The sequence below is a fragment of the Streptomyces violaceusniger Tu 4113 genome (assembly GCF_000147815.2).
Lineage (GTDB): Bacteria > Actinomycetota > Actinomycetes > Streptomycetales > Streptomycetaceae > Streptomyces > Streptomyces violaceusniger_A.
In genome coordinates this window covers 6,061,776-6,085,380 of record NC_015957.1, presented here as the reverse complement: position 1 = coordinate 6,085,380, position 23,605 = coordinate 6,061,776, and the positions used below count along the sequence as shown (strand labels likewise).

At 71.0% G+C, this 23,605-nt stretch carries 5 protein-coding genes; 3 read left to right on the top strand and 2 right to left on the bottom strand.

Annotated elements, in window-relative coordinates; translation table 11 throughout:
* Positions 1 to 12: 12 nt before the first annotated feature.
* Positions 13 to 975: a zinc-dependent alcohol dehydrogenase gene (locus tag STRVI_RS24950; RefSeq protein ID WP_014058408.1), complete on the bottom strand. Its 963-nt coding sequence runs from the start codon at positions 973 to 975 to the stop codon at positions 13 to 15.
* A 191-nt stretch (positions 976 to 1,166) separates the two neighbouring features.
* Between STRVI_RS24950 and STRVI_RS24945 the strand changes: the two genes are divergently transcribed.
* Both STRVI_RS24945 and STRVI_RS24940 read left to right on the top strand, forming a co-directional pair.
* Positions 1,167 to 1,796 (top strand): malonic semialdehyde reductase, encoded by a 630-nt coding sequence (locus STRVI_RS24945; RefSeq protein ID WP_014058407.1) that lies wholly within the window; start codon positions 1,167 to 1,169, stop codon positions 1,794 to 1,796.
* A gap of 587 nt (positions 1,797 to 2,383) precedes the next feature.
* Entirely contained in the window at positions 2,384 to 5,257 is a 2,874-nt protein-coding gene (locus STRVI_RS24940; protein WP_014058406.1) for a helix-turn-helix transcriptional regulator, read from the top strand.
* Here the strand turns inward: STRVI_RS24940 and STRVI_RS24935 are convergent.
* Positions 5,254 to 6,921: a bifunctional 3-(3-hydroxy-phenyl)propionate/3-hydroxycinnamic acid hydroxylase gene (locus STRVI_RS24935; RefSeq protein WP_014058405.1), complete on the bottom strand. Its 1,668-nt coding sequence runs from the start codon at positions 6,919 to 6,921 to the stop codon at positions 5,254 to 5,256. The two genes, STRVI_RS24940 and STRVI_RS24935, sit on opposite strands and share 4 nt — an antisense overlap.
* Before the next feature lie 223 nt (positions 6,922 to 7,144).
* On the opposite strand from STRVI_RS24935, the gene STRVI_RS54765 reads away from it, so the two are divergent.
* Positions 7,145 to 23,584, top strand: a complete 16,440-nt coding sequence (locus STRVI_RS54765; RefSeq protein ID WP_014058404.1) for a type I polyketide synthase — start codon at positions 7,145 to 7,147, stop codon at positions 23,582 to 23,584.
* The last annotated feature ends 21 nt before the right edge of the window (positions 23,585 to 23,605 follow it).

The window sequence follows — 23,605 nt, the reverse complement described above, 5'->3', positions numbered from 1 at the left end:
CTGAGCCGCCGTTCAGGAGAGGTCGACCCACACCTTTCCCGCCGCGGTGTACGCCGCGGTGAACGCCTCCTGGACGTCCTCCAGGGCATAGCCGTCGCTGACCACCGCCCCGAGCCGGGGCGGTGTCCGCGACTCCAGGGCGCTGACGGTCCGGGCGAAGTCCACCGGATGGTCGTAGATCATGCTGCCGATGAGGGTGATCTGTCCCACCACCAGATCGCGGGGCGAGACCCCGAGAGGAGAGGTGTTCATCCCGATCAGAACGGCGGTGCCGGGTTTGGCGAGCCGCCGCAGCCCCTGCTCGATGACTCCGGGGGCGCCGGAGGTCTCGAAGAGACAGGGGAGCCCGTCCGTGTCCGGTGGCAGGGGCGTCGCGCCCAGGGAACACGCGCGGTCGAGCCGGGCCTCGTTGGGCTCCTGGACGAACACCGTCACACCGTGGTCGACCAGCGCCTGACACAGCAGCAGACCCTGGGAACCGGCCCCGATCACCAGGCAGCTCTGCCCCGGAGCGATGCCCGAGCGCCGCATCGCCGCCCGGGCCACGGTCGCGGGTTCCACACAGACCAGGTCCTCGAGCGGCAGCCGCGGGGCGACCGGCCAGACGAACGCGGCGGGTGCCACGACGTAGTCACTCAGCAGACCGGGAACGGTCAGTCCCACAGCGGCCCGGCCGGCGCAGGCCGACGTCCTCCCGGCCCGGCAGGGGGCACACGTCAGACAGCAGTAGTCCGGTTCGATGACCACGTCCTGGCCGGTGCGCAGACGGCTGACCGCACTGCCCGGCTCGACGATCCGCCCCGTCCCCTCGTGGCCCAGGATCCAGGGCAGACGCGGTGGCCGCCGGTGTCCCGCGTGCACCGCGAGATCGGAGCCGCACAGCCCCGTGCCCCGCATCCGGATCAGCACGTCCCCGGGGCCGCAGGACGGCTCCGGCACGGACACCACGGACAGCGCACCGGGCTCCGTCAGCACGGCGGCCCTCAAGGGACCGCCTGCTTTCCGGAACGACGCGCCGCCAGCATCATGCCAAGAGCGTGCCACACATGATCCGCGCGGCGGTAGACCACGCCACCGGCGCACCTGACCAAGTCTCAGCCGCCGCACGCCACCTACGCGTACGCTGAGGGCGATTTGCCATACCGTGAGCAAGGAGTGGAACGGCCATGTCGGACAGCACCCTGGCCCCCGATATCGATCAGGCCCTGTACGCACTTTCCCCCGAGGGGCGGAAACTTCTCTTCACCGAGGCCAAGACGGCCTATGACTTCAGCGACAAGCCGGTGGGCGACGACCGTCTGCAGGCCATCTACGAACTGTTCAAATGGGCCCCGACCTCGGCGAATATCAATCCGCTGCGCATTGCGTACGTGCGCACCGAGGAAGGAAAGCAGCGGCTGCTGACCGGGGTGGCGCAGCCCAACCAGGAGCAGACCGCCTCGGCCCCGGTCACCGCGGTGCTGGCCGCGGACACCCGGTACCCGGAGTATGTGCCGTTCCTCGCGCCGTCCAACCCGCAGTTACAGCAGATGCTGGAAGCCAACCAGGAACTGCGCGAGTCCCACATGGACTTCAACGCGGTACTCCAGGCAGGCTACTTCGTGCTGGCCGTCCGCGCGGCGGGGCTCGCCGCCGGGCCGATGAAGGGCTTCAACGCGGCAGCGGTGGACAAGGAGTTCTTCCCCGATGGCCGGTGGCGGTCGATCCTGCTGGTCAACATCGGTTACCCGGGCGCCGAAGCCTACCGGGACCGGCTGCCGCGCCCCTCGTACGAGCAGGCGGTACAGCTGGTCTGACAGCAGTGAGGTGATGTAAGGCGCGCACACCCATGGGATCAGGCCACTTCATGCGCGGTGACCTGATCCCTCGTCGCGTCGGGCGGCGCTCCCCTCGCCGTGCCGACCTCGTTCGGCGGCGGTACGCCGAGCCACGTACGCGGGACCCCTCGAGGACCGTCGACTTTCGGCCCAATCACCGGCCCCCACCACGCGTCCACACCGCCCGTACGGTGCCCTCCCGTAGGGACGAGGGCCACGCCGAGGCGGCCGAAAAACGCGGCGTGATCGTTTCGTGATGTACGACTCACTCGCTTGACAGCGCGGCGCGCCGGGACCTACGGATAGGACCCGAGACTGCCCCTATCCGGTGCATGTTGCAGCCACAGGCTGTTTACATGCTGTTGAAACAAAAGACTCCGGCCCGGCTCGTGTATTTCCCTCACCCTTTCTCTCCCCTAGTGGTGCGCCGCAGGCATCGAGGGTGGGCAACGCGCTTGTGCCGCTGAGGAGTTCTGCCTGCTCGTCATGCGCTTTCGCGCGGACATGCCCTATGAGCGGCCGCGCGGATTGAGGAATTTCAGAAAGCTGGGGTGCCTGTGAGCTTGATGGAATGCCACGATTCCACGGCCGACGCCGGTCGGCCGGCGATCGGTTTCCGGAGGGACCAGGAGGGCCAGGGAAACCAGGGGGACCGCGGGCCCGGCGGCGGACCCCCCGACCTGGTCGAGCGCGAAGACATCCTGGCCGGCCTGGGCGGGCTGCTCGCCGATGCCTCCAGGGGCAAGGGACAGCTCGCCGTCGTGGACGGGCCGCTGGGCAGTGGCAAGAGCCGGCTGGTGCACGAGTTCCTCGAAACCCTGGAACCGGACGGCGCTCTGATCCTGAGGGCCACCGCCTCGCTCCGGGAACACCTTCTGCCGTTCGGCGTGGTGACCCAGCTCTTCCACGGCATGACGCTTCCGCCGCCCAGCCGGGACCGGGTGCGCGCCCTGCTCACCTCGGCGGTCGAGCACACCGTCACCGACGGTGAGTTGGCCGGGGGCGGCTCGGAGGTCCAGATCGTCGACGTCTTCCAGAAGCTGACCATGGAGCTGGCCCAGCTTGCCGAGACCACCCCCTTGGTGATCTGGGTCGACAACGCCCACTACCTGGACCCGCCCTCCCTGCACTTCCTCGCCGGCATCGTCCCGTGGCTGCATTCCGCCCGCATCCTGGTGCTGCTCACCGATGACCACACGCTGCGGTGGCCGCGTTCGCCCCTGCTGGCCGGACTTCTCTCGCAGAGCCCCAACGCGCACCGGATCCCCCTGAGCCCTCTGAGCCGCGGCGCGGTCGACGCCCTGGCCGTCCGGCTGCTCGGACCGCACACCGCCTCCCCCCGGCTGACCGCGGAACTCCACCGCATCAGCGGTGGCAACCCCCTGGCCGTCCAGGCCCTGATCATCGACCAGCAGGCGGGCGGCGCATGCTATCCGGAGGGCTGCGGACGGGCTCTGCTCGACCTCGTGACGCACTCCCGGCCGTCGATGCTGTCCGTGGTGCGCGCCCTCGCCGTGCTCGGCGGCGCGGCGTCGGTGGCGGACGTCGCCCGGCTGGCCGGGGTGGACGCCAAGGTGACCAGTTGGGCCCTGCACGCCCTGGTCAGCGCCGGACTGCTCACCAAGGGCCATGCCTTCCGCCATCCGGTGGCCGCCACCGCCGTGCTGGACGACATGCCCGCCGACAGCCGGGCCGCCCTGCACCGCGCGGCCGCCGAGCTGCTGCACGAGGCCGGCGCGCCCGCCCTGACGGTGGCCGGGCAGTTGATGAGCGCCGGGGACCCCGGTGCCGACTGCGCCACCGAAGTGCTGGTGACGGCCTCGGATGAGGCGCTGGCGGCCGGTGATGTGGACACCGCGCTCGGCTGCCTGGACCTCGCCCAGCGCACCCGGACCGACGACCCCACCGCGGCGCGCATCCGCGCCCGGCTCAGCCGCCTGGAGTGGCAGTTGAAGCCGCAGGTCGCCGTCCGTCATCTCCGTCCCCAATTACGTGACTTCACCGCGGGCCACCTGGACCGGCGGGAGGTCTCCGAGCTGGTGCTCGGCCTGGCCAATGCCGGTGCGCTCAACGAGCTGACCGCTCTGCTGGACGCCCTGCGCACCCGCGCCCACCAGGGGGCCGGCTCCGGGACCGAGGACCTCCGCCCGCTGACGAACTGGGCGGCGATGGCGTACCCCCTCCACACCGGGCTGCGGAAACTGGCCCAGTCGGTCGCCGCGGCCACCCCCGAGGCCGCCCCCTGCCACGACCCCTGGCTGCCCTCGGCGGTCACCCTGGCCGACGACCTGATCCGCGGACGCAACGACCAGCTCGTGCACCGCGCCGAACTGCTGCTGCGCACCTTCCACCTCGACCACGGCTCACTGTGGAACGCCGAGGCCGGAGCGCTCGCCCTGCGCGCGCTGCTCTACGCGGGTCGCCTGGACGAGGTCGTGGCCTGGTGCGAAAAGCTCGAGGCCGAGGCCGCCGCCCACCATGCCGTCGCCTGGCAGGGGAAGTTCCTCGCCATCCGCGCCGAGGCCCATCTGCGGCAGGGAGACCTCATCTGCGCCCACGACCTGGCGGCCCGCGCCATGGCCCTCGTAGCGCCCCAGGGCTGGGGAATCGGCCTGGCCGGGGTGCTGGGCTGCGCCCTCCTGGCCGCCACCCGGTCCGGCAGGCTGGAGCAGGCCGAGAAGTACGTGGCACAGCCGATACCCGAAGCAGTCCTGCACAGCCGCCACGGCGCACACTATCTGCACGCCCGGGGCCACTACCGGCTGGCCACCCACCACCCGCAGGCCGCGCTCGCGGACTTCCTCGCCTGCGGCAGATTCGCCGAGACCTGGCACGCGCCCGGCGCCGACGCGGTCTCGTGGCGGACCAGCGCGGCCGAGGCATGGCTGGCGCAGGACGACCAGGACCAGGCCAAACGTCTGGTACGGGAACAGATAGCCCGGCTGTTCCCGGGCCCCTCCCGGGCCCGCGGGCTGTGCCTGCGCACCCTGGCGGCGGTCAGCCGGGTCACCCGCCGCCCGCAACTGCTCACCGAGGCCGTCGACATGCTCAAGGACAGCGGCGACGACTACGAACTGGCCCGTGCGCTGATCGACCTCAGCATCGCCTTCAAGGACTCCGGGGACCAGCGCAACGCCCGCCGGGTGGCCCACCGCGCCTGGCATCTCGCGAAGCAGACCGGGGCCGAGCACCTGTGCCGGGAGGCCGCCCTCGACCCCATCGACCCCGAGGCCGAGCTGGCCGCGAAACAGCGCCAGGACGGGCTGTCCGCGCTCACCACGCAGGAGCGCAGGATCGCGCTACTGGCCGCCAAGGGCTACACCAACCGCGAGATCGCCGCCAAGCTCTACATCACCGCGAGCACGGTCGAGCAGCACCTCACCCGGGTGTTCCGTAAAGTCAACGTCAAGCGGCGCCAGGATCTGCCGCATTTCCTCTAGCCTTGTCGTTCCAGCAGCCCGGACCTGAACTGGCCGAGCAGCGCGGTCAGTTCACGGGAGGTGCGGGCCGCGCCGTAGATGTGGTGGTCCGGGCGTACCAGCAGGAACCGCGCCCGCGCCGCTTTCAGAAGCGGCAGATACACCTCGTCGACGTCGACGACGGCACCCGGTGCCGCCTCGGCGTCCACCGCCACCATGTGCACCAGAGGTGTGCCGAGCCCGGTGAGGAAGGTGAGCTGAGACTCCTCCAGCGCGGCGGCCGGATCCGCCGACCCCAGCAGCACCGGACCGGTGCCCACCACCTCGTCGAACAGCCCGGTGACGCCCTCGTGGCGCACCCGGCCCTGCGGCATCACCTCCCCGGCCGGCGGCACCGGCGTCGTGCCGATCCCGGTGTACAGCAGACCGGTCCGCAGCGGCGGACCCGCGCCGTGCTGCCTGCCCCGGCCGGTGTCCGCGCCCACGCCCGCGAGCAGCGAGGCGTCCCGGCTCGCGGCGGTGGCGGCGTCGGTCACGCACAGCACCCTCCCCAGCCGTACCGAGGTGTCGATGGCCTCCCGCACATGGTCGATGCGCTCACGCGGATAGGTGTCCAGCAGCCGCTCACCGGCGGCGCCCCGCAGCACCAGGTCCAGTTTCCAGGACAGATTGAGCACATCCCGGATGCCCGCGCACATGCCCTGGCCGGTGAACGGCGGCATCAGATGGGCGGCGTCCCCGGCCAGCAGCACCCGCCCCCGCCGCCATTCGTCGGCCCAGGCGGCCTGGAAGCTGTAGACGGTGTGCCGCCGCAGGGCGGCGTTCTCCGGGGTGACGTCGAAGCGTTCCAGCAGGCGCCAGGCCGTCTCCGTCCGGTTCAGCTCGGCCACGCTCTCCCCGGGCAGCCGCATGAACTCCCAGCGCCGGCGCCCCGGTCCGCTGCCCACCGCCGTCGTCGGCCGGTCCGGATCGCAGTGCTGCACATTGAGCGGCGAGAACACCCGCGGTTCATGGAGCACCACATCGCACAGCAGCCAGTCGAAGGAGAAGCCGAGATCCGTGGTGCGCACCCCGATGTGGTCGCGGACGAAGCTGTTCGCCCCGTCGCAACCGACCACCCAGGAGGCGGTGCACCGCAGCCGCCCGCCCGCCGTGTCCGTCGTCGTGAGCTCGACCCCGGTGCCGTGGTCCACCAGGTCCGTCGCGGCGTAACCGCGCAGCACCCGCAGATTGGGCAGCCGCTCGGCGCGGGCGCACAGCACCGCCTCCAGCGCCGGCTGGTGCATCGTGGTCGTCTCCGGCCAGCCGTGCACACCCCGCTCGGCCAGCTCGACCCGTAGCAGGGACCTGCCCTCGGCGTTGCGCCAGTCGTAGGCGTCGGCCGGCAGCCCGATCTCCGGATACGAACCGGCCACCCCCAGCGACGCCAGGGTCCGGGCCGTCTCACCGTCGAAGCTGGTCGCCCGGGGCAGTGTGTAGGGGGTCTCCCACCGCTCCACGACCAGCACGCGCCAGCCTCGGGTGGCCAGCAGGATGGACAGCACCTGACCGATGGGTCCGTAGCCGACAATGAGCACGTCTGCTTCCGGCGCGTCCGCTTCTGGTGTGTCCGCTTCCGGCGTGTCCGGTTTCGGCGCGTCTGCCTCTGGCGTGTTCGGCCCCCGCCCAGAGCCCGCAGGGCGCATCCGCTTCTCCCTCCTCCGGTGCGGTGAACCTATCAGCGGGTGCCGGGCGAACCACGAAGAGCAGCCCAACGGACCACGGATCAAGGGGGCTTGGCGATCACCAAGTAAGGGGGGATGAGGGGGGTGAATCAAGGGATTCTTCTAGTTTTCCGGTGTGAAGCTGGAGTCGGTGAAGCCGCTGACGCATCACCGGGAACCCTGACCGCAGGGAGGGGAGAGGTGCATGCTGCGCACCGAACTGATCCGCCCGATCCAGGACCTCCTCACCGAGCAGAGCCGCCGCTTCGGCGACAAAACCGCCTACATCGACGCCCGTCGCGCCATCAGTTACGCCGAACTGGAGGTGCGCACCCGCAGGCTCGCCGGCCATCTGGCCGGACTGAGTCTGCTGCCGGGTGACCGCGTGGCCATGTACCTCGGCAATCGCGTCGAGATGGTGGAGAGCTACTTCGCCGTCGTCCGCGCCGGTGGCATCGGCGTCCCGGTCAATCCGCATGTCTCCCCGGCCGAATTGGAGCATCTGCTCACCGTCAGCGGCAGTCAGGTCGTCATCACCGACACCGCCCACCTGCCGCTGCTGCGCCGGTTGGCACCCGGGGCGAGTCCGCCGACCGTGCTGGTCGTGGGGGAGGACCCGGTCCCCCCGGGCTGTCTGTCCTACGAGCGGTTCGCCACCACCGAGCCGGACACACCGGCCCGCGACGACCACGGGCTCGACGACATCGCCTGGATGCTCTTCACCTCCGGCACCACCAGCAAGCCCAAGGGCGTGCTGGCCACCCAGCGCAACTGCCTCTGGTCGGTCGCCGCGTCGTACGTACCCGCGCTCGGCCTCACCGCCGAGGACCGTGTGCTCTGGCCGCTGCCCCTCTTCCACAGCCTCTCCCACATCGTGTGCGTGCTGGCCGTGACGGCCGTCGGGGCGACCGCCCGGATCACCGACGGACACTCCGCCGAGGACGTACTGGAGCAATGGGCCCAGGAGCGCTCCACGGTCATCGCCGGTGTCCCCACGCTGTACCACTTCCTCGTCCGCGCCTCCAAGGCGCCCGGGTTCACCGCCCCCGAGCTGCGGGTGGGCCTGGTCGGCGGCGCCGTGACCACGGCGGCGCTGCGGCGCTCGGTCGAGGACGCCTTCGGGGCCCCGCTCATCGACGCGTACGGCAGCACCGAGACCTCGGGCTCGATCGCCATCAACTGGCCGACCGGGGCCCGGGTCGAGGGCTCCTGCGGACTCCCCGTCCCCGGTCTCGCCCTGCGGGTGGTCGACCATCGCACCGGGCTCGACGTGCCCGACGGGACCGAGGGCGAGGTGTGGGTGCGCGGACCGAACATCATGGCGGGCTACCACAACCAGCCCGAGGCCACCGCCGAGGCGCTGCGGGACGGCTGGTTCCACACCGGTGACCTCGCCCGCCGTGACCGGGACGGCTATCTGACGGTCACCGGACGGCTCAAGGAACTCATCATCCGCGCCGGGGAGAACATTCACCCCGTCGAGGTGGAGGACGTCCTGCGGATGGCGCCCGGCGTGGCCGACGCCGCCGTGGTCGGCAAGCCGCACGAGGTGTTCGGCGAAGTCCCCGTGGCCTTCGTCGTCCCGGCGCCCGGCGGCTTCGACCCGGCCCAGGCGCTCGCCCTGTGCCGGGAGAGGCTGTCGTACTTCAAGGTCCCCGAGGAGCTGTACGAGATCGCGCGGATCCCGCGCACCGCGACCGGCAAGGTCACCCGGCACCGGCTGCTGGACGGCCCGGCACGACTGCGCGCGGTCGGCAACACCTACCATGACGCGCTCTTCCGTACGAATTGGATGCCTCAGCCGTCTACTTCCCAGCCCCGGGCCGGTCGTTGGGCCCTGCTCGGACAGCAGGCTCCCGGGCTTGTCGGCCTGTTGCGGGCCACCGGCGCCGAGCCGGTCGAGTACGTCGACACGGATGGCCTGAGTGCGGCGGTGGCCGCCGGAAGCAGCCCCCTGCCCGCCGTGGCGCTGCTACCGGCTCCCGTGGATACCGGGGCCGACACCACCCGTCAGGGTTCCGGGCGCGCCGCCGCGACCGAGGTGGTGCTGAGGGAAGTCGAGACGTGGCTCGCCGCCGCCGAACTGTCCGATGCGGTGCTGGTGGTGCTCACGCACAGCGCTGTGGCCACCACCACCGGCGAAGACGTGCGGAATCCGGAACAGGCCGCGCTGTGGGGACTGGTGCGGTCCGTGCAGGCCGCTCATCCCGGCCGTATCGCCATCGTCGACCTCGACGAGCAGGATGATGAGGAGTCTGTCGCCGCCCTGGTGGCGACGGTGGCCTCGGGCGAGCCACAGAGCGCGGTGCGCTCGGGCGTCGTGCTGCTGCCACGGCTCGAACGCGTGGCGCTGGACGTGGGCTTGGGCGTGGGCGTGGGGCCGGATGTGGGCCTGGATGTGGGCGTGGGTATGGACGCGGAGCGGGACACCTCCGTGTCCTTCGACCCCCACGGCACCGCGGTCGTCACCGGAGTGGACACCCGGCGCGGCGCCGCCATCGCCCGCCACCTGGTGGCCGGTTACGGCGTCCGCCGACTGTTGCTGATCGCCCCGCCAGGGCAGGGCGCCCGGGCCGCTGAGCTGTGCACCCAGCTCACCGACGCAGGGGCCGATGTGCGGCTCGCCGAATGCGACCTGGACAACCGCACGAAACTGAGGCGGGCGCTGGCCAAGGCAGGCAGCCCCTTGAGTGTGGTCGTACACGCCTGGGAGGCCGTGGACGAGCCGTCCGACGCGCGAGTGGCCGCCGAGGCCAGAACGCTGCACGAGCTCACCCGGAACGCCGACCTCACCGCGTTCGTGCTCTCCTCCTCGACCAAGGGGCTGCTGGGCGCGGCAGGGGAGACCACCGAGGCGGCCTCCGCCGCCTTCCTCGACGCCTACGCCCAGCATCTGCGCATGCGGGGGATACCGGCCCAGTCCATCGCCTGGGGGCCATGGGAGGGGGAGACCGACGCGACGACCGGTGCCCTGAGCCCGCAGCAGGCGCTCGCGGCACTGGACGCCGCCCTGGCCGTGGACCAGGCCCAACTCGTCGTGATGAAGCTCGACCCGACGGCCGTGCCCACCGGGACGTCCTCCCCGCTGCTGCAGGACCTGATCGACGTACCGGCCCGTACCGCCACCGTGGACGAGGCCGTCGCGGTCGACCTGCGGGAGCGGCTGACGGATGCGCACGAGGCCGATCGGGACCGGTTGCTCACCGATCTCGTCCGCACACACCTCGCCGACCTGCTGGGCCTCGCCGACAAGCAGGCCGTCGAGCCCGAGCGGGCCTTCACCGACCTGGGCCTGACCTCGATCACCGTGGTGGAGCTGCGCAACCGGCTGAGCGAGGCCACCGGGCTCCGCCTGCCCGCCACCTCCGCCTTCGACCACCCCACACCGCTGGCGTTCGGGAGCATGCTGCGGCGGGAGCTGCTCGGTGGCGGTACGGCAGCGGCATCGGGGTCGCCGACCGCTGCGCTTCCGGCACCCGTTCCGGCCGTGGTAGCGGGCGCGGGCGCAGTCGATGAGCCGATCGCGATTGTGGGGATGGCGTGCCGGTTGCCGGGTGGCGTTGGCTCGCCCGAGGAGCTGTGGGAGCTGGTTCTGGCCGGGGGTGAGGGCATCGGGGATTTCCCCGCGGATCGGGGGTGGGATCTGGAGAACCTGTTCGATCCGGATCCGGATCACGCGGGGACGAGCTATGCGCGGCAGGGCGGCTTTCTCTATGACGCGGGGGAGTTCGACGCGGAGTTCTTCGGGATCTCGCCGCGTGAGGCGCTGGCGATGGATCCGCAGCAGAGGTTGCTGCTCGAGACGTCGTGGGAGGCGTTGGAGCGGGCCGGAATCGATCCGGGCTCGTTACGAGGCCAGGACGTGGGCGTCTTCGCCGGGATGATGCATCAGGACTACGGAGTCGGCTCCACCGAAGGAGCAGACACACCGGCCGGGCTGGAAGGCCACCTGCTGACCGGCACCTCGGCGAGCGTGGTGTCGGGTCGGGTGTCGTATGTGTTGGGGTTCGAGGGGCCTGCGGTGACGGTGGATACGGCGTGTTCGTCGTCGTTGGTGGCGTTGCATTTGGCGGCGCAGGCGTTGCGGGCGGGTGAGTGCTCGATGGCGCTGGCCGGTGGGGTGACGGTGATGGCCGGGCCGGACGCTTTTGTGGAGTTCTCCCGTCAGCGTGGGCTTGCTGTCGACGGCCGCTGCAAGTCGTTCGCGGCGTCGGCGGATGGTACGGGGTGGGCCGAGGGTGTGGGTGTGTTGGTGGTGGAGCGGTTGTCGGATGCGGAGCGGCGTGGTCATCGGGTGTTGGCGGTGGTGCGTGGCAGTGCGGTGAATCAGGATGGTGCGTCGAATGGGTTGACGGCGCCGAATGGTCCGTCGCAGCAGCGGGTGATTCGGCGGGCGTTGGCCGGGGCGGGGCTGGTGGCGTCGGATGTGGATGCGGTGGAGGCCCATGGGACAGGCACGCCGTTGGGAGATCCGATCGAGGCGCAGGCGGTGTTGGCCACGTATGGCCAGGATCGTGATCGGCCTTTGTGGATGGGGTCGTTGAAGTCGAATATCGGTCATGCTCAGGCGGCCGCGGGTGTGGCTGGTGTGATCAAGATGGTGTTGGCGTTGCGGTATGGGGTGTTGCCGAGGACGTTGCATGTGGATGAGCCGTCGTCGCAGGTGGATTGGTCGGCGGGTGCGGTGGAGTTGTTGGCTGAGGGGCGGGTGTGGCCGGAGGTGGGGCGTCCGCGTCGGGCTGGGGTGTCGGGGTTCGGGGTGAGTGGGACGAATGCGCATGTGATTTTGGAGCAGGCTCCGGACCGGTCGGGGGATGGTGTTCCGACGCCGGAGGTGCCGGGTGGTGTGGTGCCGTTGGTGGTGTCGGGGCGTGGCGATGCGGGGTTGCGGGCGCAGGCGCGGCGGTTGCTGGACTTCGTCGAAGGCCGACCTGATGTGGGTGTGGCGGAGCTGGGAGCAGCGCTGACGTCCGGTCGGGCAACGTTGTCGGACCGTGCGGTGGTGGTGGCTGGGGATCGGGTTGAGGCGTTGGCGGGGCTGGCGGCGGTTGCGGAGGGTGGTGGGGCGGGAAGGGTGGATGTTCTGGGTCGGGTGGTGTTTGTTTTTCCTGGTCAGGGGGCGCAGTGGGTGGGTATGGGTGCGGAGTTGTTGGGGTCGTGTGGGGTGTTTGCGGAGGCTTTGGGGGAGTGTGCGGGGGTGTTGGATCCGTTGACGGGGTGGTCGTTGGTGGATGTGGTGCGGGGTGTGGGGGGTGGGGTGTCGTTGGGGCGGGTGGATGTGGTGCAGCCGGTGTCGTTTGCGGTGATGGTGTCGTTGGCGCGGGTGTGGCGGTCTTTTGGGGTGGAGCCTGCGGCGGTGGTGGGTCATTCGCAGGGGGAGATTGCGGCGGTGTGTGTGGCGGGTGGGTTGTCGTTGGAGGATGCGGCGCGGGTGGTGGTGTTGCGGAGTCGGGTGGTTGCGGCGGGGTTGTCGGGTCGGGGTGGGATGGTGTCGCTGGGTGTGGGGGTGGAGGAGGCTGGGCGGCTGGTTGAGGGCTGGTCGGGTCGGGTGGAGGTGGCGGCGGTGAATGGGCCGTTGTCGGTGGTGGTGGCCGGTGAGGTGGGGGCGCTGCGGGGGCTGGTGGAGGAGTGCGGGGGTGTGGGGGTGCGGGCGCGGTGGGTTGATGTGGATTACGCGTCGCATTCGGCGCAGGTGGAGGCGGTGGAGGAGGAGCTTGCCCGCTCGTTGTCGCAGATCCGACCGGTGTCGTCCCGTATTCCGTTTTTCTCGACGGTGGAGGCGGGGTGGGTGGATACGGCGGAGTTGGATGCCGGGTACTGGTACCGCAACCTGCGGAGCATGGTGCGGTTCGCCCCGTCGATCGATCGGTTGATTGAGGAAGGCTTTGCGGCGTTTGTTGAGGTGAGTGCGCATCCGGTGCTGACGATGAGCATTGAGGCGGCGGCCGAGCAGGCGGACGCCGGACCGGTTGTGGTGACCGGGACCCTCCGCCGGGACGAGGGTGGCATGCGCCGCGTGCTCACGTCCCTGGGCGAGGCGTACATACGCGGTGTCCCCGTCGACTGGACAGCGCTGCTCGGGGACATCCCGGCGCATGCCGCGTTGGATCTGCCCACCTACGCCTTCCAACACCAGCACTACTGGCTGAAGAGTGGCCACCGATCCGGCGAGGTGACCGCCGTCGGCCTCGATGGTGCTCAGCACCCCCTACTGGGCGCATGGGTGGAACTGCCCGACATGGAAGGGGTGTTGTTCACCTCGCGACTGTCGCTGAGCACTCACCCGTGGCTGGCCGACCACACGATGGCAGGTGCGGTCGTCCTCCCTGGATCGGCCTTTGTGGAGCTGGCGGTACGTGCCGGTGACGAGGTCGGCTGCGGTGTCGTCGACGAATTGCTCATCGAGGCCCCGCTTGTGCTGACGGAGAGCATGAGTGTGCAGCTCCAGGTGGTCGTCGGTGGGGCGGATGACTCCGGCCGACGCCGCCTCACCGTGCACTCCCGACGGCAGGGCAACGGGGCGAACGGGACGGGCTGGACCCGACACGCCACGGGCACGCTCGCCGAGGCCACCACCGCACCCGATATCGACCTCGCACCGTGGCCGCCGGCCGGAGCCACCCCCGTCGATGTGGAGCAGGTGTACGACGATCTGGCACGGGGTGGACGTGGCATCGGCCCGGCCTTCCGTGCTCTGCGCTCGGCGTGGACCCGTGGCACCGACATCTTCGCCGAGGTGGAACTGGCCGACGACCAGCACGAGGAAGCAGAGCGCTGCGCACTGCACCCCGCACTGCTGGAAGCCGTATGCCACGCCGACACTCACGGCGAGGCGTCGGCGCTGCCCGTCGCCTACCGCGCGGTGTCCCTGTCCGCGACGGGGGCGACCGCGCTGCGCGCGCGGATCAGCCGGGACGGTCAGGGAGGTGTGGCGCTGGAGCTGGCGGACTCCGCAGGTCGGGCGGTCGGGTCCGTGGGCTCGGTGATGTCGCGGCCACTCCCCGCCGACGGGCTGGTGACGGGCGCCGGGACGGATCCGCAGGACGCGCTGTTCCAGGTCGAGTGGTTTCCCCTCCCGGTCGCCTCGGCCGCATCCGCCCTGGCCACCTCTGATCCGCTGTTGGCGACACTGACAGTCACGAGCCCGGCCGAGTTGACGTCGCTCGCCGCCCACGGGAACGTACCGCCCTTCGTCTGTGTGGACTTGGCGGACACCACCCACGGCCTCCGGGCGCTGACCTCACAGGCGCTGGAGTGGGTTCAGGCGTGGCTGGCCGCGCCGGAGACGGATTCGCGGCTGGTCATCGTCACACGCGGGGTCACCGACCCGATCTGCGCGGCGGTCTGGGGGCTCGTGCGTTCCGCACAGTCGGAGGCCCCGGACCGGCTGGTCCTGGTGGCGATGGACGAGGACGCCGCCTCCGGCGCGCTGCTGCCCGCCGTACTGGCCACCGGCGAACCGCAGATCGCCATCACCGCCGGGGCGGCATCCGTACCGAGGCTCGTGCGCGCGACGCCGGATGAGGAGGAGTCACGGCGGCCGCTGGACCCGGCGGGTACGGTTCTCGTCACCGGTGGCACGGGCGCACTGGGTCGGCTGTTCGCCCGGCACCTCGTGGCCGAGCACGGCGTGCGCAACCTCCTGCTGGTCAGTCGCCGTGGCGGTGCCGCCGAAGGCGTGGCGGAGCTGGAGTCCGAACTGGGCGCGCTGGGCGCGTCCGTACGCACCGCGGCCTGCGATATCGGCGACCGGAGGGCGGTGGCGGAACTGCTGGCCTCGCTTCCCGCCGAAGCGCCCCTCACGGCGGTCGTCCACACCGCCGGGGTCCTGGACGACGGCGTGATCACCGCCATGACCTCCGAACGGCTGGACACCGTCCTCCGCCCCAAGGCGGACGCCGCCGTCATCCTGCACGAGCTGACGCGCGACATGGACCTCGCGGCGTTCGTGGTGTTCTCCTCGGCCGCGGGCGTCTTCGGCAACCCCGGACAGGCCAACTACGCCGCGGCCAACGCCTTCCTGGACGCACTGGCCCAGCGGCGCAGGGCGGCAGGGCTCCCGGCCACCGCGCTCGCCTGGGGCCACTGGGCGCTCAGCAGCGAGATGACCGCACATCTCACCGCGGCCGACCTGCGCCAGCACACCCGGCGCTTCGGCATGACCGCCCTGTCGGAGCAGACCGGTCTCGCACTGTTCGACACCGGTCTGCGCAGCGCCACGCCCGCGCTGGTGGCGGCCCGGTTGGACCTCGCGGGCCTGCGTGCCCACGCGGCCACCACCCCGGTCGTCCCTGTGCTGCACAAGCTGGTGCCACCGGGCCGCCGGATCGTGAGCCGGACGGCGACGCCGCCGACCGACCTCGTACGACGGCTGGAGTCAGCGGACCCCGCCGAACGGGAGCAGACGCTGCTGGACCTGGTCACCCGCCATGCCGCCCAGGTGCTCGGACACTCCTCGGCGGACGGTCTCGCCGCCGGACGGGCCTTCCGGGATCTAGGCTTCGACTCACTGACCTCCGTGGAACTGCGCAACCGGCTCAACGCGGCCACCGGGCTCCGGCTTCCCTCGACCCTGCTCTACGACCACCCCAGCCCACTGGCCCTCACCAGGCATCTGCACACCGAACTGCTGGGGTCGCCGAGCACCCCCGCCGCCCCGGCACCGGCGGACAAGGCATCGGACGATGGCATCGCCATCGTCGCGATGAGCTGCCGCTTTCCGGGCGGGGTGCACAGCCCCGAGGACTTCTGGCGCCTGATCAGCGAGGGCGGTGACGCCGTCGGCGACTTCCCGGACGACCGTGGCTGGGATCTGTCGGCGCTCTACGACCGCGACCCGGATCACCCCGGCACCTCCTACGTCCGGCACGGCGCGTTCCTGCCCGATGCCGCCGGGTTCGACGCCGAGTTCTTCGGGATCTCGCCGCGTGAGGCGCTGGCGATGGATCCGCAGCAGCGGCTGCTGCTGGAGACCTCATGGGAAGTGTTCGAGCGGGCCGGGATCGACCCGACCGCGGTGGGCGGCAGCGCCATCGGAGTGTTCACCGGGATGAACACCCAGGACTACGCGATCCGCCTGCGCCACGTCCCGGACGAGGTGGAGGGGCACCGGATCACCGGCGTCTCCGCGGCCGTACTGTCCGGGCGCGTGGCCTACACCCTGGGCCTGGAGGGTCCCGCGGTGACGGTGGACACGGCGTGTTCGTCGTCGTTGGTGGCGTTGCATTTGGCGGCGCAGGCGTTGCGGGCGGGTGAGTGCTCGATGGCGCTGGCCGGTGGCGTGACGGTGATGGCCGGGCCCGACGCCTTCGTGGACTTCTCCCGCCAGCGCGGACTGTCGGTCGACGGCCGGTGCAAGCCCTTCGCCGCCTCGGCCGATGGCACAGGGTGGGCGGAAGGCGTGGGTGTGCTGCTCCTGGAGCGCTTGTCGGATGCGGAGCGGAACGGTCACCAGGTGCTGGCGGTGGTGCGGGGCAGCGCGGTCAACCAGGACGGTGCGTCGAACGGTCTGACGGCGCCGAACGGTCCGTCGCAGCAGCGTGTCATCCGTCAGGCGCTGGCCAACGCGGGTGTGTCGGCCGCGGACGTGGACGTGGTCGAGGCGCATGGCACGGGAACGGCACTGGGCGATCCCATCGAGGCGCAGGCCATCCTCGCCACTTATGGACAGGACCGCGACCGGCCGCTGTGGCTGGGCTCGGTGAAGTCGAACATCGGTCATGCCCAAGCCGCCGCGGGCGTGGCCGGTGTGATCAAGACGGTCATGGCGATGCGACACGGTGTCCTGCCGCGGACGCTGCACGTCGACGCCCCCACCCCGGAGGTGGACTGGTCGGCGGGAGCGGTGGAACTGCTGACCGAGGAACGCCCGTGGCCGGAGGCGGAACGCCCGCGCCGGGCCGGAGTGTCCGCGTTCGGCGTCAGCGGCACCAACGCGCATGTGATCGTCGAACAGGCGCCTGCCACCGCCACCGGGCCCGCTGCGGCGGACCCGGACGCGATCCCCGCCGTACCGTGGGTGATCTCGGCCAGAAGCGCCGACGCGCTGTACGGCCAGGCGGCCCGGCTCGCGGAGTTCGCCCGCAGGCACCCGGAACTCGACCCGGGCGACATCGCCCACTCGCTCATCACCACACGAGCCGCGCTCGACCACCGGGCCGTGGTCGTGGGCACGGGGAGCGCGGAGTTGCTGAGCGGGCTGGACGCCATCACCGGGCCGAGCGATGGCCCGGTCGCGCGAGGTGTGCGGAGCCCCGGCAGGCTCGCGGTGCTGTTCACCGGACAGGGCAGCCAGCACGCGGGCATGGGCCGGGAACTGCATGCGCGCTATCCCGCGTTCCGCGATGCCTTCGACGCGGCCTGTGCGCAATTGGACCGGCATCTGGTCGACGCCGGGCATGTCGCGCACCCCGTCCGGGACGTCGTGTTCGCCCGGCCCGGATCCCCCGAAGCGGAACTGCTCGACCGGACGGTGTACGCCCAGGCGGGGCTGTTCGCACTGGGGACCGCGCTGTTCCGGCTGTACGAGTCCTGGGGAGTGCGCCCCGACGCCCTCGCCGGCCACTCCGTAGGCGAGCTGACCGCGGCCCATGTGGCGGGCGTGCTGTCCCTCGAGGACGCCGCCGCGCTGCTGGCCGCGCGCGGGCGGCTGATGCAGGCCCTGCCCGGTGGCGCGATGGTCGCGCTCAACGTCCCCGAGTCCGTGGTGCGGTCTCTGCTGGCCGATCAACCGGGCACCGTGGATATCGCCGCGGTCAACGGACCCGCCTCCGTCGTCGTCTCCGGCGACCAGGACGCCGTGGTGGCCGTCGAGCGGAAATGCGCGGCCGAGGGGTACCGGACCAAGCGGCTGCGGGTCAGCCATGCCTTCCACTCCGCGCATATGGACCGCATGCTGGAGGCGTTCCGCGCTGTCGCCGCCGGGCTGTCGTACGCGCCTCCCACGGTGCCCATCGTCTCCAACGTCACGGGCGAGTGGGCCACCTCCGACCAGCAGTGCTCCCCGGACTACTGGGTCGAGCACGCCCGCAGGACCGTCCGTTTCCTCGATGCCGTCAGCACACTCCACGCCGGGGACGTCACGACCTTCCTGGAACTGGGACCCGATGGTGTCCTCACCGCCATGGCGCAGGAAGCGCTGGGCGACGGCGCCGACCCGGCCATGTTCGTGGCCACGGTGCACGGTGAACAGGCCGATCCCGTCGCCGCCGTGGCCGCGCTCGCCCGGCTGCACGTCCGTGGCATACCGGTCGACTGGACCGCGCTGCTCTCAGGGTCCTCGCGGCGCAGGGTCGACCTGCCGACCTACGCCTTCCAGCACCGGCGGTACTGGCCGGACGCCGTCCCCGTATCGGACCGGCCCGCAACGGACGCCACTACGGCAGGTGAGCTGCGTCCCGCACGCCGGTTGCCGCCGGAGGCGGCAGCGCTCGCGGGCGGCGGCACCACGGACTTCGCCGAGCGGCTGATGGCCGGTACGGAGGCCGAGCGCCACCGGCTGGTCCTGGATGTGGTGTTGAGCAGCGCGGCCGCGGTGCTTGGACACGACGATGCGTCGGCGATCGACGGCGAACGGGCCTTTCAGGACCTCGGCTTCGACTCCTTGAACGTGGTCCGGCTCCGTAACCGCCTGCGCGAGCTGACCGGCGCCGAGCTGCCGACCACGCTCGCCTTCGACTATCCGACACCAGCCGCGCTCGCGTCGTTCCTGCACGCCCGGCTTCTCGGACGGGACATCGGATGGACCGGATCGGCGTGGGCGGCGGCCGATCCGACGGAGCCGATCGCGATCGTGGGAATGGCATGCCGATTGCCGGGCGGCGTGGCCTCGCCGGAGGACCTGTGGGAGCTGGTCACGGCAGGGGGCGAGGGCATCGGGGATTTCCCCGTGGACCGTGGCTGGGATCTGGAGAACCTGTTCGACCCGGACCCGGACCATCCCGGGACCAGTTACACGCGGCGAGGTGGTTTCCTCTACGACGCGGGCGAGTTCGACGCCGACTTCTTCGGGATCTCGCCGCGTGAGGCGCTGGCGATGGATCCGCAGCAGAGGTTGCTGCTGGAGACGTCGTGGGAGGCGTTGGAGCGGGCCGGAATCGACCCGGCCTCGCTCCGCGGCCAGGACATCGGTGTCTTCGCCGGAATGGTCAACCACGACTACGCCAGCCGCCTCGACACGGCTCCCGACGGCTCCGAGGGCTACCTCATGACCGGCGGTGCGGGCAGTGTGCTGTCGGGTCGGGTGTCGTATGTGTTGGGGTTCGAGGGGCCTGCGGTGACGGTGGATACGGCGTGTTCGTCGTCGTTGGTGGCGTTGCATTTGGCGGCGCAGGCGTTGCGGTCGGGGGAGTGCTCGATGGCGCTGGCCGGTGGGGTGACGGTGATGGCCGGGCCGGACGCCTTCGTGGAGTTCTCCCGTCAGCGCGGGCTCGCCCCGGACGGCCGATCCAAGTCGTTCGCGGCGTCGGCGGATGGTACAGGGTGGGCCGAGGGCGCGGGCGTGGTGCTGGTGGAACGGCTGTCGGATGCGGAGCGGCGTGGTCATCGGGTGTTGGCGGTGGTGCGTGGCAGTGCGGTGAATCAGGATGGTGCGTCGAATGGGTTGACGGCGCCGAATGGTCCGTCGCAGCAGCGGGTAATTCGGCGGGCGTTGGCCGGGGCGGGGCTGGTGGCGTCGGATGTGGATGCGGTCGAGGCCCATGGGACAGGCACGCCGTTGGGAGATCCGATCGAGGCGCAGGCGGTGTTGGCCACGTATGGCCAGGATCGTGATCGGCCTTTGTGGATGGGGTCGTTGAAGTCGAATATCGGTCATGCTCAGGCGGCCGCGGGTGTGGCTGGTGTGATCAAGATGGTGTTGGCGTTGCGGTATGGGGTGTTGCCGAGGACGTTGCATGTGGATGAGCCGACGCCGCAGGTGGATTGGTCGGCGGGTGCGGTGGAGCTGTTGACCGAGGAGCGGGTGTGGCCGGAGGTGGGGCGTCCGCGTCGGGCCGGGGTGTCGGCGTTCGGTGTCAGCGGCACCAACGCCCACGTCATCCTGGAACAGCCCACGGACGTACCTGAGCCCGCCCCACCTACTCCGCAGTTGCCGGGCGGTCTGGCGCTTCTTGCGGTGTCCGCGCGAGGCGAGGGCGCGCTGCGCGCTCAGGCGCAGCGGCTGCTGTCCTTCCTGGATCAGCGACCGGACCAGGATCTTGGTGAGTTCGCCCTCGCGTTGGGTTGTGGTCGGGCGGGGTTGTCGGATCGTGCGGTGGTGGTGGCGGGGGATCGGGAGGAGGTGTTGGCGGGGCTGGCAACGGTGTCGCGGGGTGAGTCGGTGGGGGGTGTGGTGTCGGGTTCGGTGGTGCGTGGTCGGTTGGGGGTGTTGTTCGCTGGTCAGGGGTGTCAGCGGGTGGGGATGGGTCGTGGGTTGTATGAGGTGTTCCCGGTGTTCCGGGAGGCTTTTGACGTGGTGTGTGAGGCGTTGGACCGGGAGTTGGGTGCGGGTGGGGTGGTGGGTTCGGTGCGGGAGGTGGTGTTCGGGGATGGGGGGTTGTTGGAGCGGACGGTGTTTGCTCAGGCGGGGTTGTTCGCGGTGGAGACGGCGTTGTTCCGGTTGGTGGAGTCGTGGGGTGTGGTGGTGGATGTGGTGGGTGGGCATTCGGTGGGTGAGGTGGCGGCGGCGCATGTGGCGGGTGTGTTGTCGTTGGAGGATGCGGTGGTGTTGGTGGCGGCGCGGGGTCGGTTGATGGAGGCGTTGCCGGAGGGTGGGGTGATGGTGGCGGTGGCCGCGGGTGAGGAGGAGGTGCGGTCGTTGCTGGTTGCGGGGGTGGGTATCGCTGCGGTGAATGGTCCTGCGGCGGTGGTGCTGTCGGGTGATGAGGAGCCGGTGTTGCGGGTGGCGGAGGAGTTGTCGGGGCGGGGGTGTCGGACGAGGCGGTTGGCGGTTTCGCATGCGTTTCATTCTGTGCGGATGGAGCCGATGCTGGAGGAGTTCCGGGAGGCGATTGCCGATGTGTCGTTCGCGGCGCCGGTGATCCCCCTGGTGTCGAACGTGACCGGGGGGTTGGCGGACGCGGCCATGGTGTGTTCGCCGGAGTACTGGGTGGAGCATGTGCGCTCCGCCGTGCGGTTTGCGGATGGTGTGCGGGCGTTTGCGGAGTACGGGGTGGGCACCTACCTCGAGTTGGCGCCGGATGCGGTGTTGTCGGCGATGGTCGGTGACTGTCTTTCGGAGGAGTCGGCCGAAGAGTCCGTGGTGGTGCCGTCCTTGCGGCGGGAGGGCGACGAGGTCCGTGCGCTGTTGTCCGCCGTGGCGCGACTGCATGTGGCAGGCGTACGCGTCGACTTCGGCGCCCTGTTCGGCGGCGCCGTTCCGCCCGTTCACCTCCCTGATCTGCCCACATACGCCTTCCAGCGCGCGCACTACTGGCTCCATGACACCCGGCCCGCCGCTCACCAGAGCCCCGGCGGCGCCTCCGACGACACCGACGACGCCCGGTTCTGGGCCGCCGTGGAACGTGAAGACCTGGGCTCGGTGGCCGAGGCGCTGGACCTGGCCGACGGCGAGGACGACCGTGCCGCTCTGGACGCCGTGGGCGGCGCGCTGGGCGTGCTCTCGGACTGGCGACGCAAGCGCGGTGAGAAGTCCGCGGCCGACCGGCTGCGCTACCAGGTCACCTGGAAGCCGCTTCCCGGTGCCGCCTCCGGCGTGCCCACCGGCACCTGGCTGGTCGTCCTGCCATACGGCTGCCGGGACGAGGAGTACGCGGCCCAGGTGGTCCCGGCGCTGAATCGCCAGGGTCTGCGCACCACGACCCTGCGGCTCGACGGAGCCGAATCGGCGGACCGCGCCGCTCTCGCCGAGACGCTGCGCGGCGCGCTGGCGGACCATGAGGACATCGGCGGAATACTGTCCCTGCTCGCGCTCGACCAGCGCATCCGTCCCGGCTCCGCGACGCTCACCGAGGGTGCCGCGGCCACGTTGGCCCTGGTGCAGGCCCTGGGTGATCTGGGCTCCGGCCACCGTCTGTACTGCGCCACCAGGGGTGCGGTGAGCGTTGGCGCGGCGGACCGGCTCAGCGCCCCGGAACAGGCGGCGGTGTGGGGACTCGGCCTGGCCGTGGCGCTGGAGCAGCCGGACCGATGGGGATCGCTGGTGGACCTCCCGGACGTGTTCGACGACCGGGCCGCCCGGACCCTGCTCGGCGCGCTGGCCGATCCGGGCGATGAGGACCAGCTCGCGATCCGCGCCACCGGCGCGTTCCTGCGCAGGATGCGGAGCCGACCACTGCCCACCGCCGTGGCGAAGCCGGAGTGGCGGCCGCGTGGCACCGTCCTGGTCACCGGCGGTACGGAGGGTCTCGGCCGGCACGCCGCGCGCTGGCTGGCCGGTGCCGGTGCCGAACATCTGGTGCTGACCGTCGGGACGGATCCGGGGGCGCCGGATGTGGAGGCGCCGGATGTGGTGGCCTTGCGGGACGAGCTGAGCGGTCAGGGCGCGAAGGTGACGGTGTGCCCGGCGGACCTTACCGACCGGGACGCGGTCGAGCGGCTGCTCACCGGGCCCGCCGCGTATCCCGAGCTCACCGGCGTCGTGCACACCGCCGACCTCGCACGGATCGCCCAGACCGATGCCACCAGCGCCGATGAACTGGCCCGGACGCTGGCGGCCAAGGTGGACGGTCTGCTCCATCTCGACACGCTCCTGGCCGATCGGGAACTGGACCTGTTCGTGGTCTTCTCCTCGGTCGCCAGCGTCTGGGGCGGTGGCGGCCAGGGACTGATCGGCGCGGCGAACGCACAGCTCGACGCCCTGATCGAGCGTCGCCGCGCCCGGGGGCTGGTGGCCACCTCGGTGGCCTGGGGTGTGATCGACGGCTTCGGTGTGGCCGCCGACGCCACGGCCCAGGAGCAGTTGCGCCGCCGTGGTGTGCTGCCCATGGCGCCCGAGACGGCCATGGCGGCACTGACACACGCAGTCCGCCATGACGACACGCTCGTGGCCGTGGCGGACATCGACTGGTCGGCGTTCGTCCCGGCGTTCACCTCGCTGCGGCCCAGCCCGTTGATCGGTGACCTGCCGGGCGTTCAGGAGATCGTCGACAGCCTTCGGCCGGACGAGGCCACCGACGAGTCCGCCTCGGAGTTCCTGCGCGAACTGGCCGCGGGCTCCGACGCCGAGCGGGAACGCGCGCTGATGAAGGTGGTGCGCGAGAACGCGGCCATCGCGTTGGGGCACAGCGGCGTCGAGGCCGTCAAACCGCAACGCGCCTTCCAGGAGATGGGGTTCGACTCCCTCGCGGCGGTGAACCTGCGCAACACCCTCGGCGCCGCTCTGGGCACCCGGCTGCCGGCCACCCTCGTCTTCGACTACCCCACGCCCACCGCGCTGGTGGAGTACCTGCGCACCGAACTCCTGGGAGACCAGGGCGACGAGGAGGTCACCGAGGCCGATGAGGAGGAGATCCGCCGCGTCCTGGCCTCCCTACCGTTCAGCCGGTTCCGCGAGGCCGGAGTGCTCGACGCGCTGCGGTCGCTGGCCAGGACGGATGCGACCGCGGGGAACGGGAGTCGGCCGTCCGCCGACGAAGAGCTCGACCTGATCGATGGAATGGATATCGCCGGACTCGTCCAACGGGCATTCGACGGAACCCAGTTGTGATCGCGCACTCGAAGCGGTGGG

Bases quoted from the DNA above. Each gene is read 5' to 3' on its own strand.
- STRVI_RS24945 (WP_014058407.1), top strand. From the start codon at position 1,167: ATGTCGGACAGCACCCTGGCCCCCGATATCGATCAGGCCCTGTACGCA.
- STRVI_RS24940 (WP_014058406.1), top strand. From the start codon at position 2,384: ATGGAATGCCACGATTCCACGGCCGACGCCGGTCGGCCGGCGATCGGT.
- STRVI_RS54765 (WP_014058404.1), top strand. From the start codon at position 7,145: ATGCTGCGCACCGAACTGATCCGCCCGATCCAGGACCTCCTCACCGAG.
- STRVI_RS24935 (WP_014058405.1), bottom strand. From the start codon at position 6,921: ATGCGCCCTGCGGGCTCTGGGCGGGGGCCGAACACGCCAGAGGCAGAC.